Here is a 13,980-nt window from a genome sequence, read left to right as displayed (position 1 = left end):
TCTACACTACTCCCCATTTTCATAGAAAAAAATTATTCTATTTACAAAAGCATCTTTTGCCGGTTCCTCATTCCCTGATACTTTTTCTACTGTCTCCTCTTTTGGTTTTTCGTAACGATGATAACTTTCATATTCTTCATTTACCCATAGTATAGCGAAATAAAACAAAATCGTACAACCTGTAAATAATAAAAATACCTTCATCCCATCAAAAGTTAATTGTAAAGCTCGGCGCATGGTAAACTCCTCCAAAATATATGTTATTACAACATATGCCAAGCTTTCTGCGATTTATACCTAAATTCAAATAAAAAACCTCTTCCTAACTAAATAGGAAAAGGTTATTTTTCATCCGTTTCATTTTCTTGACAATTTTTACAAATCCCATGGAAAGTTAAACGATGGTCTTTTACCTTGAAGCTCCAGTCTCGTTCTACTTTTTTCTCCACTTCACCAAGTAAATCCTCTTGAATTTCTTGTACAGCACCACATTGCGTGCAAATCAAATGATGATGGAAACGCTGTGCACCTTCTTGGCGTAAGTCATAGCGTGAAACACCGTCTCCGAAGTTAATTTTATCAACAACTTTTAACTCAGATAATAACTCTAAAGTTCGATAGACGGTTGCTAATCCGATCTCTGGCGACTTTTCTTTTACAAGGAGGTAAACATCTTCTGCACTTAAATGATCTTCTTCATTTTCCAGCAGCACACGAACTGTTGCTTCACGTTGTGGTGTTAATTTATAGCTCGCTGCATGCAATTGCTTCTTAATTCGTTCAATTCTCTCTTCCATTCGGTACTACTCCCTCCTCGCCACTCTTACACCATTATATCAGAAGAAGGACTTCTGTCAAAAGAAAAACAATGAAAATAACTTGATAATCATTCTCATGTAGTATTTATTTTTTATTGATAACTTCCACGACTTCTTTCATTAACACTGGTGACGCATATGCTTCGATGCTAGAAGCAATTGCTAATACTATGCCAATAACAAGAAAGAAGCAAGTATAGCGGATTAATAACGGTAGTAGTGGCTCGGTAATTTTTCGAATAAATTGATGCCTAATCATACGTAAAGAAAAACTTGCAGCAATTGTCGTCATGACAAGAAACGCTGGAATGATAATTAAATTTTGTGGCAACACAGATACAAATGCTAATAACAATCCATTCCATCCATGCTGACTAACTAAAAACCCTACTGTAAACCCAACAACTACCCCTTTTAAAAATAATAAAATAAAAATTAGTGGCAATCCAATAATTGAAATTCCTAACAACCAAATAAATCCAATATATTTTAATTGTGAAAAGAAACTTTCTCGAAACATGTCGCTCGCAATTGCAAATTCTCCTTTGGAAACTTGTCCAAAAAATCGATTCAAATAAAAAGATAGATCTTGTTTTTGATTGACCTCTAGGCTATTTACAAGAACGGCTCCAAACACCACACCCATCAATAACAAAACAGAATTAAATATATATAGCGAAGAATTCTCTTGTATATGAGAAATTACACGATCTTGCCAAGTTTTTCGTAACATTTTTCTTCCCTCCGTTCACACTCTTACTAAAATGTATGAAAGAAAGAAAAAAGTATGACGAATTAACATTGAAATTCCGCTCTACTTTGCTAAACTTAAAAGTAGAGAATAGGAGGGATTTTACTTGAAACCATTATTATTAGATTTTCCAACATTATTTCAAACTGAGCGCCTGCAAGTACGCAAACCATTTCCAGGAGATGGAACAGAAGTATATGAAGCAATTCAAGCTTCTTTAGAAGACTTACAACCTTGGATATCCATTACATCTGAAACAGAAGAAAGTGCTGAGGAAACAGTCCGAGAAGCTCACGGACAATTTTTACTTCGTGAAACATTAGCTTTTCATTTATATGATAAAGCCAATGGTACATTTATCGGCGCCCTTACCCTTCACCCAGAAAATTGGGATATTCCAAAGTTTTCAATTCGTTTCTGGCTACATAGCGCTTATACAAAACAAGGATATATGACAGAAGCGTTGAAAGGTGCTGTCCAGTTTGCTTTTGATAAGCTTAATGCTAGACGACTTGAAATTCGCTGCGATGCTACAAATGTAAATGCATGTACTTTAGCAGAACGTCTTGAATTCATTTTAGAAGGCACACTCGAAAATGACTTTCTTGCTCCAGACGGCAGCTTACGTGACACACGCGTTTACGCCAAAATTAATTAAAACACTCGCCTAAGGCGAGTGTTTATTTTTGTAATTGTAAGTATTGCACAGCGAACATCGTCTTCGCATCATGAATACGCTGATTTTTCATAAGTTCAATGGCTTCTTCTAGTGAAACTTCCATTAACTCTACAAATTCATCTTCATCTAAAGCCGCTTTATTTTCTTTTTTCTTTAATCCTGTCGCTTTATACACATATAAAATTTCATCAGCAAAACCTGGTGATGTGTAAAAAGATGTGATGAATTCCATTTCATCACATACATAACCCGTTTCTTCTTCTAATTCACGAATTGCTGTGACCTCTGGCTTTTCTCCAGGCTCTAATTTTCCCGCGGGAATTTCAACAATCTCTTTTTCAAGAGCTTTACGGTACTGCTCAACAAGCACAAGCTTCTCTTCATCTGTAACAGCGATAATTGCAACGGCACCAGGATGATTTACAATCTCACGTTTACTCATTTCTCCATTTGGCAATACTACATCATCAACACGAACTTTAATAACTTTTCCATCAAAAATTGGCTCAGTTGCAACTGTTCTCTCTGCAAGATTACTCACAATATTTCATCTCCCTATTCTATTTCCTAATCGTTCTTCATACATTTTACCACACTGAAAGGAGCGTGATAAAAATGAAAGTATATATTTTACCGAATCGTATCACATTGGTCGGGAAAGCTTGGCAAATTCGTAATAAACTAAAACAATATGGAAAAGAGTACACAACTGTACAAGACTGGATTAACGCAAGCAAAAAGTAAACGTTTGTCAACCTTCTTCTACTTTCGTACAATATAAGATAGGGGGTTGAGCGATGAAAAAACGACAATTAGGAAACTCAGATTTATATATTACTGAAATAGGACTCGGTTGCATGTCTCTTGGCACCGATGAACACGAAGCAATCCGCATCATCCATGAAGCAATAGATTTAGGAATTAATTTTTTTGATACGGCAGACTTATACAATTATGGATTAAATGAAGAATTTGTTGGGAAAGCCCTTAAGGGAAAACGCGATCAAATTGTTCTTACAACGAAAGTAGGAAATCGCTGGACAGATGGCAAAAACGGTTGGTCTTGGGATCCTTCTAAAGCTTATATAAAAGCAGAGGTAAAAGAAAGTTTACGCCGCCTGCAAACGGATTATATTGATTTATATCAACTTCACGGCGGAACAATAGAAGATCCTATCGATGAAACAATCGAAGCGTTTGAAGATTTAAAACAAGAAGGTGTGATTCGTCATTACGGTATCTCTTCTATCCGTCCAAATGTTATTCATGAATATGCAAAACGGTCTAACATTGTTAGCGTATTAATGGAGTACAGTCTATTAAATCGCCGGCCAGAAGAATGGTTTTCGTTCTTACAAGATAATCAAATTAGCGTGATTGCCCGCGGGCCACTCGCAAAAGGTTTATTAACTGACAACAATGAAAGAAAGATAGAAAAAGTGAAAGAAAAAGATTATCTTTCTTATTCTTATAATGAGTTAACAGAAGCTTTAGCTACTGCTAAAGCAATTACAAAAGGGCGTTCATTAACCGAAACAGCTCTTCAGTATTGCTTATATGATCCGGCTGTTGCAGCTGTTATTCCAGGTGCTAGCTCTATTCAGCAATTGCGAGAAAATGTACAAGCCACCAAACAATCTCCATTAACAACTGAAGAATACAAACAAATTCAAGCAACTACTAAATATGATACATACACATCACACCGTTAAAAAAACGCTACCGAAAATGGTAGCGTTTTTTTACAATGTATCATATTTATCAGGGTTTGTACCTACATGTAAATTACGATCCAGCGTATCAATCTGCTTGATTTCTTCTTCTGTTAATGAAAAATCAAAAATCGTAAAGTTCTCTTGAATACGAGATGGTGTAACAGATTTAGGAATTGTTACGATACCACTTTGAATATCCCAGCGTAAAATAATTTGAGCAGGTGTTTTTTCATATTTTTTAGCAATCTCTTGAATAATTGGATGCTGAAAGACTTCGCCACCTCTCATTAACGGACTCCACGCTTCCATTTGAATCTGTTCATTTTGACAAAAATCACGTAATTCAAACTGCGCGAGCATCGGGTGAAGTTCTACTTGGTTCACCATCGGCTTCACATTACAATTTGGCAAAAGCTGCTCTAAATGATGTTGGTGAAAATTCGAAACGCCTATTGCACGTACTTTTCCTTCTTCATATAATTTCTCAAGAGCCCGATATGTATCTATGTATTTTCCTCTTATTGGCCAGTGAATTAAATATAAATCTACATAATCCATTTGTAATTTCTTTAAACTTTTATCAAATGCTTGAAGCGTCGTTTCATAACCTTGATCGTCATTCCATACTTTTGTCGTAATAAACAATTCTTCACGGGCAATCCCCGATTCACGAACCGCTTCTCCGACACCGCTTTCATTTTCATATACAGTCGCTGTATCAATAGAGCGATATCCAACTTCTAAAGCTGCTTTTACTGCTTGTTTTACTTCTTCTCCCTCTTTTGCTTTATATACACCTAAACCAAGCATAGGCATTTTCACACCATTACGAAGTGTAGTTGTTGGAATATACATGATTGTTGCTCCTCCTTCTTCTCTCCTACGAATGATATAGAGAGGTGCCATAAAATTTTTGTAACCATCACCTTATTTGAACAAGATTTATAGCAAAAGTCAAAAAATACATTCAGTTAACATAATATTTTTATAAAAATAACACGTTCTTACTTGCTCACGTTACTTTCTAACCACTCTTTTGCTTTCACATCAATATTACGTACAAAATCAGTCTTTCCTTCTGTATATTGATCTCCATCATATGTGAATTTTTCTGCTAAGTCATTTTTTAATGCCGCATAAGCTTCTGCTTCTTCACAATGTGCCATCATATAATCACGAAATGCTAAATGACGTGTGATTTCTGGATTTCCTGTTTCAAATACATGTAAATGATACGACCGTTTTTCTTCCGTTCCATGGATAAAAAAACGCCGACCGGAAATACCATTTTCACCTTTTACAATGTAACCGAGTTTTTCAAAGCGCTCTTTCCAATTGTCTACTCTCTCAATATCTTCCACCTCCATAATCATATCAACAATCGGCTTTGCTGCGAGCCCTGGTACTGATGTACTACCAATATGATGTACCTTCACAGGTTCTGGCATTGCTATTTTTAGCCTCTTCGCTTCTATTTGAAACTTCTCACTCCAATGGTTTTCATAAGGAACGACTACAATCTTTCTCATCCCAATTCCCCTTTTCTTATCAAATCGTTAAAAAAATCATCAGGATAATACCGCTGATGATTTTTTATATTATTTAAAGTCTTTCCAAGTGAGATTACTTTCACTTAATAGTTCTTCAAACGATTTATTCTTTTCTCGTTCCTTTTGCTCTTTACGTTTTCTTTCTTGTTCTTCTATTTCTTTTTGCTCAGCTCTTACTTGTAATTCTTTCTTCTTACTTTTCAATTGATTCATTAGTGATGCATTCAATTGATCACCAATGGTAATAGAATCTTTCTCTGTCTGATGATTCATTTGTGTTTGTCTTTGCTTCTTTTTCTTCATACTACTCACCTTTTACTTTTTTCTCCATTATAGGGGAAATGACTCCCTCTCCACAATAAAAAAGCCCATTCTCTTTCGATTCCCCTACTATTTTTATCTCGTAAAGATGTAAAGGGAAAAATAAAGTTTTATTAATTTTTATAATAAAAAGAAATTTTGTAGCATTAATCCTCTTAATCTATTAAAATTATGTCGTATGATGTCAGATTATAAAAAAAAGGGAGAGAAATTTCATGTGGAAAAAAGTCATTCCTGCTGCTCTAGTATTAAGTACGATTACCTTCTCAAGTGTATTCGCTGCACCACCGTCTCAGACACCAGCAGAACAAAACCGCTACATAGACGTACAAATGCTTGGTATTAACGACTTTCATGGACAATTAGACACTGTAAAGAAAATTAACAACAAAGAGGCAGGGGGCGCCGAGTACTTAGCTGCTTATTTACGTGATCGTGAAAAGCAAAATCCAAATACATTAATGGTTCATGCGGGTGATGTCGTCGGAGCAAGTCCTCCAGTTTCAGCACTACTACAAGACGAACCAACAATTGAATTTTTAAATGATTTAGGATTTGATGTTGGAACGATTGGAAACCATGAATTTGATGAAGGAATAGACGAAATGCATCGTCTTATTTATGGTGGATACCATGAAAAAACAGGGAATTTCAAAGGAGCAAAATTCCCGTACGTTGCTGCCAATTTCTACAACAAATCAACTGGTCGCTTATTTCTACCACCATTTACTGTAAAAATGGTACAAGGGGTTCCTGTTGGCTTTATCGGGGTTGTAACAACAGATGTTCCTAACGTTGTTATGCCTACTATGCTAAAAAATGTACAAATTACAGATGAAGTTGAAGCAATTAACACATCTGTAAAACAACTGAAAAGACTAGGTGTTAAATCTATCGTTGTTCTTGCACATAATGGAGGTACAACGGATAATAACGGCGTAACAAATGGCGATATTGTTCGCTTAGCAAATGAGACTGACCCAGAAGTCGATGTGATTTTCGGCGGTCATAGTCATACTTATGTAAATGGAACCGTTAACAACAAGCTTGTCGTACAAGCAAATTCTTATGGAATGGCCTTTGCCGACGTAGATGTAAAAATTGATCGTAAAACAAAAGATATTGTTGGAAAAAAAGCAGAAGTTGTTACAACCTACCATGAAGGAATAAAACCTGATCAACAAGTGAAAAAGAAAATGGATCAGTATCAAGAAAAAATTGCTCCTCTTGTAAATCAGGTTGTTGGAAAATCTACCGCTCCAATGGATCGTAAACAAAATGACGCGGGCGAATCCACTCTTGGAAATTTAATTGCTGATGTTCAGCGCGAGACCATGAATACTCAAATTGCCCTTATGAATCCTGGTGGTATTCGCAATGATCTAGATGCTGGCGATATTACATGGGGAGAATTATATGGCATTCAACCATTTGGGAATCAATTGATAAAAGTTAATTTAACTGGTCAAGACATTCGAGATATTTTAAATCAACAATGGCAAAAAGACATAACAAGAATGCTTCAAATCTCAGGTATTCAGTACACTTGGGATGCGAATAAACCAAATGGTGAAAAAGTTACAAATATCCACTTAACAAACGGAGAAGAGTTAGTTGCCTCTAAAACTTACAGCGTCGTTGCAAATGCCTTTCTAGCTTCGGGCGGTGATGGATTTGTATCCTTTAAAAATGGAAAAGATGCTGAAACAGGACCAACTGATTTCGAAGCGTTAGTGAATTATGTAAAACAAGCAAAGGAACCAATTCAACCTATTATTGATGGAAGAATTCAAAAACTGAACTAGTTTTTTCTATACGAAAATACGTTAATACTAAAAAGAGCTCCACTATATTCTCACTTAAAACCCCCATGTTCATTTAGAATACGGGGGTTTTTCATACATAACCTAAAATCTATTCTAAAGGATATGCACCCAGTATCTTCATTCCCCGTAAAATATATAAGAATAAACTGGGAGGGAAAAAAATGTATTCCTATTCAAATAATTACAATTTTATATACAGACAAAACGAAAAATTAATTGTTGACATCGAAAAAGCCATCAATGGAGAGTACAGCGCAATAAATTGTTATGCTAAATTAGCTAATTTGGCTTCACAAAATACTGAGCGAAATCAAATTCTTGAAATCCGCCAAGATGAAATAAAACATTTTCAACAATTTGTACAGATTTACATCAGCTTAACGGGTAGGCAACCTCAACCAAAAATCATTGAAGAGGGTCCAAATTTTTATGAAGAGGGATTAGAATTCGCGCTACAAGACGAACAACGAACTGTTGACTTCTACTTAAAAATTGCAGATGATACTACAAATCAATTCATTAAAGAAGCATTTCGTAGAGCAGCAGATGATGAACAAAATCATGCCGTTTGGTTCTTGTATTATTTTTTTAAAACTAAAAAATAATACTACAAAGGATACATGCTTTTGCATTGAACATAGTATCCTTCCCTTCATTTATCTTGATACAATTCATCAGCTTCTTTATACTTTCGTAAAAATTCTATCAACGCTTCTTCTACAATTTTAGATTTATGAACTCCTGTCGCATCAGCTATAACGTCTAATTTCTCTAAAATCTCCGTACATATAGAAAAAGTGCGTTTTTTCTTCTCATTACTTGTGATTATTTTGGGAAGAATAAGTTCCTCGCGTTTTCGCAATAATTCATAAATATTTTGCAATTGTTCATAAATCAAAACCTGATAATCTGTTTTTACATATTGAAGTGCAGTTGCTTCTTGAAGATATAAATGGCGGGGCTCTTCTCCCTCTCCAATAAATATTCTTTTCTTCTGTTCACCATCATATTCATATCCAAGTATCCTTAACTTTTTCGACAATGCATAGGGACTCATATCGAGGCGTTTCGCAACTATGGCAAGTGGTTCACGTTTATTCAAGCAATCTATAATTTCTCCAATCGTCACTTCCTTCCTCCTCTCCCTAAGCGTTCATAGTTGAAATATAGCCTATATGTTATGATACAATAACTTTTTAACAGTATATGCAAGATAGTACACCCGTGCGATACATACTCTTAGAGAAAAGGAGATTTTTTTATATGCTTTTTCGTAGCCACACTCCAAAGTTTTACAATGAAAGAAAGAGTCCAATTCCAAATAGCGTCGCTACGATAGAAAGCGTTACGATTAACAATCGCAAACAATCTCTACTTATTCGTGGTCAAGATATAAATCAGCCTATTTTATTATGCTGTCACGGTGGCCCTGGCATGGCACAAATTGGATTTATTCGCCATTTTCAAAAAGACTTAGAAAAGCACTTTATTGTTGTCAATTGGGATCAGCGCGGAGCAGGGAAAACTTTTTCTTGGCGAGATATTAAAACACCATTCACAATTGAACAATTTATTTTAGATGCACTTGAAATAATAAAATACCTTCTTTCTCGCTTCAATAAACAGAAACTATTTCTTGCTGGACATTCTTGGGGAAGTATTATCGGCCTACAAATTACAAGTCAATATCCAGACCATATTGAGGCCTATATTGGCATTGGTCAGATTGTACATATGAAACAAAACGAAGAATTACTCTATCGACACTTAATTCATTCTGCAAAAAAACATGGGCACGAGCGGGCATTGACTTCACTTTCAAAACTTGGAAAACCTCCTTTTCTAGATATGCGGCGCTTGATTATTCAAAGAAAATGGCTTGGTACATTTGGAGGATCCGTGCAAAATGGGACTTCATTTTCCTTCATTCGAAAAGGGCTATTCTCTTCAGAATATACATGGTTAGATTGGATAAAATTTCTCGCTGGAAATATGAAATCTGGGACGTTATGGGAAGAAATGCTCACAATAGATTTCTTTTCTACAATTTCAAAGCTTTCTGTACCTATTTATTTCTGTTCTGGTCGTTTCGACTATCAAACGCCTTATGCACTCGTTCAACAATATTGCGACATGATTCAAGCACCCATCAAAAAAATGATTTGGTTCCCAAACTCTGCTCATTCACCAAATTTAGAAGAACCTGAACTTTTTGCAAGATCTTTATGTTCTATCAAACAAGAGCTATCTTTTCCACACCAGTAATCGGTATACCTTTTACATTTCACAAAAAACACTTTATAATTACATGTCGCAACTTTACTCTGTTAGTACCTATACCTACCTAAGATAAGTTGCAGAAACAGAAAAAGATCAGGGAGATTACATTTATTATGAATGCTGTACTCGTCGCAGTTGCAGTGATGTTGCTGCTTAGTTTATTACGTGTCCAGGTCATTGTCGCTATTATCGTCGGCGCTTTAACAGGTGGACTAATTGGTGGTCTTGGAATTTCAGAAACAATCAATACTTTTACCATAGGTCTTGGAAACAGTGCTCCAATCGCTTTAAGTTATGCCATGCTCGGAGGATTTGCTATTTCTCTTTCCAAAACAGGTCTTCCCGATGCTATGATCCATACTGCACTGAACTTAATCAGCAACGAAAAAGACACGAAAAAACAAACATATTCAAAAATGCTCATTTTATTTATCATTTTAGCAATGGCTTGTTTTTCACAAAATATTATTCCGGTCCATATTGCTTTTATCCCCATTTTAATTCCAGCACTCTTAAAAGTCTTAAATGAATTAGAAGTGGACCGTCGGCTTATTGCATGTCTTATTACATTCGGATTAATCACTCCTTACATGTGGATTCCAACTGGATTTGGAAAAATTTATCACGATGTATTACAAACAAATGCACAGCAAAGCGGTCTCACATTTGATGTAGCACTCATTCCAAAAGCCATGACCATTCCGGCAATAGGAATGATTATTGGTCTATGTATCGCTGTTTTTATTTCATATCGTAAACCACGAACCTATCATACTGAAACCATTCATACTCCATCTGATGAAATTGTACCTTATACGAAAAGAAGCATTTCTTTTGGGTTATTGTCTATTGTCGCAACACTAAGTGTACAACTAGCAACAGAATCAATGATTTTTGGTGCATTAGCAGGTATCATAGTATTATCCATTAGTGGCAGTCTTCCTTTAAAAGAAGCTGATGCCATTTTAACTAGTGGTATGCGAATGATGTCATTTATAGGTTTTGTTATGATTTCTGCAGCAGGATTCGGAGCAGTTCTTCGAAAAACAGGACATGTTGAATCGCTTGTTCAAACAAGTGCTGATTTAATTGGGAACAGTAAGCCACTTGCTGCCTTCCTTATGCTTATTATCGGTCTGCTTGTTACAATGGGAATCGGTTCTTCCTTTTCTACCATTCCGATTTTAACAACTATCTTCGTTCCGCTATGTATCCAACTTGGCTTTAGCCCGATGGCCACCATTGCTATTATCGGTACAGCTGGCGCATTAGGTGATGCTGGTTCTCCAGCATCGGATAGTACGTTAGGACCTACCTCAGGTTTAAATGCTGATGGCAGGCATCATCATATATGGGATACGTGTGTCCCTACTTTTCTTCACTACAATATCCCGTTACTTATATTCGGTTTTATTGCTGCAGTTACATTATAAAAAAAGGTGCGTTTTACTTGGACGCACCTTTTACTTTGTCGATTCTCGTTCAATTAATAGAAACTCTTCTTCCTGCACTTCCTCATGTTTTACTTGTTTCTTCTTTATTTTTCCTACTAAGCTTTGAACAGCTAGTACTCCTTGTTTTTCAAAAGACCTTCCAATCGTTGTCAAAGATGGCATAACCCATTCACCTTGTAAACTTCCTTTAAAACCAACAACCTGCAAACGCTCAGGTATATGAATACCAAGATAGCTTGCTGCACGGACGACTGCAATTGCAACAGCATCACTAGAAGCCACAATACCATCAATATATGGATACTTTCGTAACAATTCAATAATTTGTTTTTCTTCAGGTCCCTCTATTCTTTCTTTTCGATAAGCAAGACCCTCTTCCCAAACTGCATCTAAAAATCCAGATACATGTTCTTCCATTGTCTCATCTTCTACCTCTTCTCCCATATAAGCAAGAAAATGACAACCTTTTTCTTTTAACAAAACAACTGCCTTTCTAGCACTTTCGTAATATGTAGAAAGCTCTCCTGCTTCATCAAGTATGACAAACGGAATGGAAATATTATTCAGCCGCTTGAATATGTCGTTCGTCATAATAACACCAGCAATATTATTTTGCATTAGTATATCTATATAATCACTCTTATTTCCTATGTTACAAATAACAATTTGATATCCCTCTTTATATGCAGCCTCTTCTACCGAACGAAGCAATGTTATATATGATGGATTTTCTAAATTTGATACTAATATAGCAATCATTGTCGAAGATTTTTTAAATAATGCCTTCGCTACAGCATTAGGTTTATACTGTAACTCTTCAATTGCTTGTTTTACTTGTTTGACTGTATCCTCATGGACATACCCTTTTTCGTTAATTACTCGTGAAACGGTTGCGACTGAAACACCGGCCGATTTTGCAACATCACGTATGGTTGCCACATCTTCACCCCTTAATATGGTAATAGCTTACAATTCAAACCTAAAACAAAGTAGGACATTCGTCAATATTATTATTCTATATTTCTGAAAATTGTTACACGAATACTTCTTACTCCTTACATTTTCCATCTTCAACATATGTAAAGAGTGATTTTATATATTCATTTTTTCTAGTTGAATTTCATGTGAAATCGTAATATTGTCATAACCAATGAGAGGAATTTCTCGCTTTATCTTCCTCGCCTCCTTAACCGCATCTATGTATAAGTTAGTCATGATAAAATCACGTTTCTGATAGAAACGAAGTGCATTCGTGTTATCGTTTGTCGTAATAAGCCACACCTTTTTACAACATTGTTTTTTTGCAATATCAATTACATACTCTACAAGTTTCGTTCCAGTTCCCTTTTTCTCCTTAAAGCTATCTAATGAAACAATCTCACAATCATTTCCTCTTATTTCATATGTAATAATTCCTATTATTCTGTTATCTTCAATTGCAATAAAACCAGGTAATTGGTCTAACTGATGTGCTCTTCCACGTGAAACCATCAGCGTGCTTCCCCAATTTTCACGCATAAATAGCGCAATTGTTCCTCTCATTTCTTCTGTAATTTTTTGTATTTGAATCATGGTTCACTCTCTCCCCTTTTTACATCATTATGATACAATATAAGAGTATCATATGTAGAGGTATGTGGAGGATGAGGTATGAAACGTTTTTTTACAGCATTGCTAACCATAATGGGAGCCTTAATTGGTATCGGTATTTTCTTTACGAATAAAGTAATGTACTTAAAGAAAAAAACAGAAGAAGAAATTTTAGAGCGTGAAACAAAAAAACATTTTCGCTTAGAGGATTTTAATGTCATTCCAAAAGAAGAGGTTCGTATTCCATCTCAATTTAAATATGAAATTCACGGGTATTACATTTCTGCAGGCAATTCTAATAAGTTTATGATTTTTTGTCACGGTGTAACCGTAAATAAAATAAACTCTGTCAAATATGCAAATTTATTTTTAAACAGAGGATATAACGTATTTATTTATGATCACCGTCGCCATGGTAAAACCGGTGGTAAAACGACAAGTTATGGCTATTACGAAAAACATGATTTAAAGACGGTAGTTGATTGGCTAAAAGACCGTTTTGGAACAAATATTATACTGGGCATTCATGGAGAATCGATGGGGGCTGCGACACTCCTTCAATATGCAGGAATGGTGGAAGATGGTGCTGATTTTTATATTGCAGATTGTCCATTCTCTGACTTTTATGGCCAGCTACAACATCGCTTAAAGGTCGAATTCCATTTACCGAAATGGCCGCTACTACCATTAGCAAATGCCTTTTTAAAAGTACGGGACGGTTATACAATACGAGAAGTTTCTCCAATCGATTGTGTAAAAAACATAAATAATCCAGTTCTATTTATTCACAGTAAAGACGATGACTATATTTTATGTGATATGACAAAAGCACTTTATGAAGCGAAAGAAAATAATAAACAGCTCTTTATTGCAGAACACGGTGCACACGCTTGCTCTTATAATGAGAACCGGCAAGAGTATGAAGCTGCAGTGGATCAATTCTTAAAAACATATGTGAAAGAAACAAAAAACAGGCTTGCATAAGCCTGTTTTTTG

At 35.5% G+C, this 13,980-nt stretch carries 18 protein-coding genes; 8 read left to right on the top strand and 10 right to left on the bottom strand.

The window, feature by feature from the left end:
* Nucleotides 1-6 precede the first annotated feature (6 nt).
* From CN288_RS02975 to spoIIM, 3 genes are all read right to left on the bottom strand, one after another.
* Complete coding sequence (locus tag CN288_RS02975; protein ID WP_026590076.1) at nucleotides 7-237, bottom strand: YqzK family protein; 231 nt, start codon at nucleotides 235-237, stop codon at nucleotides 7-9.
* Between the two features lie 104 nt (nucleotides 238-341).
* Nucleotides 342-797, bottom strand: a complete 456-nt coding sequence (gene fur / locus CN288_RS02970; RefSeq protein WP_000392653.1) for a ferric iron uptake transcriptional regulator — start codon at nucleotides 795-797, stop codon at nucleotides 342-344.
* A 106-nt stretch (nucleotides 798-903) separates the two neighbouring features.
* Complete coding sequence (gene spoIIM / locus CN288_RS02965) at nucleotides 904-1,551, bottom strand: stage II sporulation protein M (protein WP_026590075.1); 648 nt, start codon at nucleotides 1,549-1,551, stop codon at nucleotides 904-906.
* A 124-nt stretch (nucleotides 1,552-1,675) separates the two neighbouring features.
* Between spoIIM and CN288_RS02960 the strand changes: the two genes are divergently transcribed.
* Nucleotides 1,676-2,227, top strand: coding sequence for a GNAT family N-acetyltransferase (locus tag CN288_RS02960; RefSeq protein WP_026590074.1), 552 nt, complete (start codon nucleotides 1,676-1,678; stop codon nucleotides 2,225-2,227).
* A gap of 22 nt (nucleotides 2,228-2,249) precedes the next feature.
* Here CN288_RS02960 and CN288_RS02955 read toward each other — a convergent pair whose 3' ends face one another.
* Nucleotides 2,250-2,789: an NUDIX hydrolase gene (locus CN288_RS02955; RefSeq protein WP_090687373.1), complete on the bottom strand. Its 540-nt coding sequence runs from the start codon at nucleotides 2,787-2,789 to the stop codon at nucleotides 2,250-2,252.
* 74 nt (nucleotides 2,790-2,863) lie between these two features.
* On the opposite strand from CN288_RS02955, the gene mciZ reads away from it, so the two are divergent.
* Together mciZ and CN288_RS02945 are read left to right on the top strand one after the other, a co-directional pair.
* Entirely contained in the window at nucleotides 2,864-2,992 is a 129-nt protein-coding gene (mciZ, locus tag CN288_RS02950; protein ID WP_026590072.1) for a Z-ring formation inhibitor MciZ, read from the top strand.
* A gap of 53 nt (nucleotides 2,993-3,045) precedes the next feature.
* On the top strand, nucleotides 3,046-3,960 hold the full coding sequence (locus tag CN288_RS02945) for an aldo/keto reductase (protein WP_098301792.1): 915 nt from the start codon (nucleotides 3,046-3,048) through the stop codon (nucleotides 3,958-3,960).
* Between the two features lie 30 nt (nucleotides 3,961-3,990).
* Here the strand turns inward: CN288_RS02945 and CN288_RS02940 are convergent, their stop codons facing one another.
* The 3 genes from CN288_RS02940 to CN288_RS02930 form a co-directional block, all read right to left on the bottom strand.
* Nucleotides 3,991-4,818 (bottom strand): aldo/keto reductase, encoded by an 828-nt coding sequence (locus CN288_RS02940; RefSeq protein ID WP_026590070.1) that lies wholly within the window; start codon nucleotides 4,816-4,818, stop codon nucleotides 3,991-3,993.
* Nucleotides 4,819-4,967: 149 nt separating this feature from the next.
* Nucleotides 4,968-5,492 (bottom strand): GrpB family protein, encoded by a 525-nt coding sequence (locus CN288_RS02935; RefSeq protein ID WP_026590069.1) that lies wholly within the window; start codon nucleotides 5,490-5,492, stop codon nucleotides 4,968-4,970.
* A gap of 69 nt (nucleotides 5,493-5,561) precedes the next feature.
* A complete protein-coding gene (locus CN288_RS02930) occupies nucleotides 5,562-5,816 on the bottom strand; it encodes a YqkE family protein (RefSeq protein ID WP_026590068.1) in 255 nt (84 codons plus the stop codon).
* A gap of 233 nt (nucleotides 5,817-6,049) precedes the next feature.
* Here CN288_RS02930 and CN288_RS02925 point away from each other — a divergent pair, with 233 nt between their 5' ends.
* Together CN288_RS02925 and CN288_RS02920 are read left to right on the top strand one after the other, a co-directional pair.
* Nucleotides 6,050-7,639, top strand: coding sequence for a bifunctional metallophosphatase/5'-nucleotidase (locus CN288_RS02925; RefSeq protein WP_090687377.1), 1,590 nt, complete (start codon nucleotides 6,050-6,052; stop codon nucleotides 7,637-7,639).
* A 182-nt stretch (nucleotides 7,640-7,821) separates the two neighbouring features.
* Nucleotides 7,822-8,265: a ferritin-like domain-containing protein gene (locus CN288_RS02920; RefSeq protein WP_098301791.1), complete on the top strand. Its 444-nt coding sequence runs from the start codon at nucleotides 7,822-7,824 to the stop codon at nucleotides 8,263-8,265.
* A gap of 47 nt (nucleotides 8,266-8,312) precedes the next feature.
* Here CN288_RS02920 and CN288_RS02915 read toward each other — a convergent pair whose 3' ends face one another.
* Nucleotides 8,313-8,789, bottom strand: coding sequence for a ribbon-helix-helix domain-containing protein (locus tag CN288_RS02915; RefSeq protein WP_026590065.1), 477 nt, complete (start codon nucleotides 8,787-8,789; stop codon nucleotides 8,313-8,315).
* 134 nt (nucleotides 8,790-8,923) lie between these two features.
* On the opposite strand from CN288_RS02915, the gene CN288_RS02910 reads away from it, so the two are divergent.
* Together CN288_RS02910 and CN288_RS02905 are read left to right on the top strand one after the other, a co-directional pair.
* Nucleotides 8,924-9,925 (top strand): alpha/beta fold hydrolase, encoded by a 1,002-nt coding sequence (locus tag CN288_RS02910; RefSeq protein WP_098301790.1) that lies wholly within the window; start codon nucleotides 8,924-8,926, stop codon nucleotides 9,923-9,925.
* Nucleotides 9,926-10,053: 128 nt separating this feature from the next.
* A complete protein-coding gene (locus tag CN288_RS02905) occupies nucleotides 10,054-11,373 on the top strand; it encodes a Na+/H+ antiporter family protein (RefSeq protein WP_098301789.1) in 1,320 nt (439 codons plus the stop codon).
* A 30-nt stretch (nucleotides 11,374-11,403) separates the two neighbouring features.
* Here CN288_RS02905 and CN288_RS02900 read toward each other — a convergent pair whose 3' ends face one another.
* Both CN288_RS02900 and CN288_RS02895 read right to left on the bottom strand, forming a co-directional pair.
* Nucleotides 11,404-12,333: a LacI family DNA-binding transcriptional regulator gene (locus CN288_RS02900; RefSeq protein ID WP_098301788.1), complete on the bottom strand. Its 930-nt coding sequence runs from the start codon at nucleotides 12,331-12,333 to the stop codon at nucleotides 11,404-11,406.
* A gap of 153 nt (nucleotides 12,334-12,486) precedes the next feature.
* Complete coding sequence (locus CN288_RS02895) at nucleotides 12,487-12,966, bottom strand: GNAT family N-acetyltransferase (protein WP_026590061.1); 480 nt, start codon at nucleotides 12,964-12,966, stop codon at nucleotides 12,487-12,489.
* Nucleotides 12,967-13,044: 78 nt separating this feature from the next.
* Here CN288_RS02895 and CN288_RS02890 point away from each other — a divergent pair, with 78 nt between their 5' ends.
* Entirely contained in the window at nucleotides 13,045-13,968 is a 924-nt protein-coding gene (locus tag CN288_RS02890) for an alpha/beta hydrolase (RefSeq protein WP_098301787.1), read from the top strand.
* Nucleotides 13,969-13,980 lie beyond the last annotated feature (12 nt).

The organism is Bacillus sp. AFS023182, from assembly GCF_002560575.1.
GTDB classification, from domain to species: Bacteria; Bacillota; Bacilli; order Bacillales; family Bacillaceae_G; genus Bacillus_A; species Bacillus_A arachidis.
Note: the sequence above shows the minus strand (reverse complement) of the source record. Positions and strands in the feature narration are given on the sequence as shown.

What these genes read in the sequence shown, in the direction of transcription:
- CN288_RS02925 (WP_090687377.1), top strand. Translation starts at nt 6,050, where the DNA reads ATGTGGAAAAAAGTCATTCCTGCTGCTCTAGTATTAAGTACGATTACC.
- mciZ (WP_026590072.1), top strand. Translation starts at nt 2,864, where the DNA reads ATGAAAGTATATATTTTACCGAATCGTATCACATTGGTCGGGAAAGCT.
- CN288_RS02895 (WP_026590061.1), bottom strand. Translation starts at nt 12,966, where the DNA reads ATGATTCAAATACAAAAAATTACAGAAGAAATGAGAGGAACAATTGCG.
- CN288_RS02905 (WP_098301789.1), top strand. Translation starts at nt 10,054, where the DNA reads ATGAATGCTGTACTCGTCGCAGTTGCAGTGATGTTGCTGCTTAGTTTA.
- CN288_RS02940 (WP_026590070.1), bottom strand. Translation starts at nt 4,818, where the DNA reads ATGTATATTCCAACAACTACACTTCGTAATGGTGTGAAAATGCCTATG.
- CN288_RS02910 (WP_098301790.1), top strand. Translation starts at nt 8,924, where the DNA reads ATGCTTTTTCGTAGCCACACTCCAAAGTTTTACAATGAAAGAAAGAGT.
- fur (WP_000392653.1), bottom strand. Translation starts at nt 797, where the DNA reads ATGGAAGAGAGAATTGAACGAATTAAGAAGCAATTGCATGCAGCGAGC.
- CN288_RS02930 (WP_026590068.1), bottom strand. Translation starts at nt 5,816, where the DNA reads ATGAAGAAAAAGAAGCAAAGACAAACACAAATGAATCATCAGACAGAG.
- CN288_RS02890 (WP_098301787.1), top strand. Translation starts at nt 13,045, where the DNA reads ATGAAACGTTTTTTTACAGCATTGCTAACCATAATGGGAGCCTTAATT.
- spoIIM (WP_026590075.1), bottom strand. Translation starts at nt 1,551, where the DNA reads ATGTTACGAAAAACTTGGCAAGATCGTGTAATTTCTCATATACAAGAG.
- CN288_RS02975 (WP_026590076.1), bottom strand. Translation starts at nt 237, where the DNA reads ATGCGCCGAGCTTTACAATTAACTTTTGATGGGATGAAGGTATTTTTA.
- CN288_RS02945 (WP_098301792.1), top strand. Translation starts at nt 3,046, where the DNA reads ATGAAAAAACGACAATTAGGAAACTCAGATTTATATATTACTGAAATA.
- CN288_RS02920 (WP_098301791.1), top strand. Translation starts at nt 7,822, where the DNA reads ATGTATTCCTATTCAAATAATTACAATTTTATATACAGACAAAACGAA.
- CN288_RS02935 (WP_026590069.1), bottom strand. Translation starts at nt 5,492, where the DNA reads ATGAGAAAGATTGTAGTCGTTCCTTATGAAAACCATTGGAGTGAGAAG.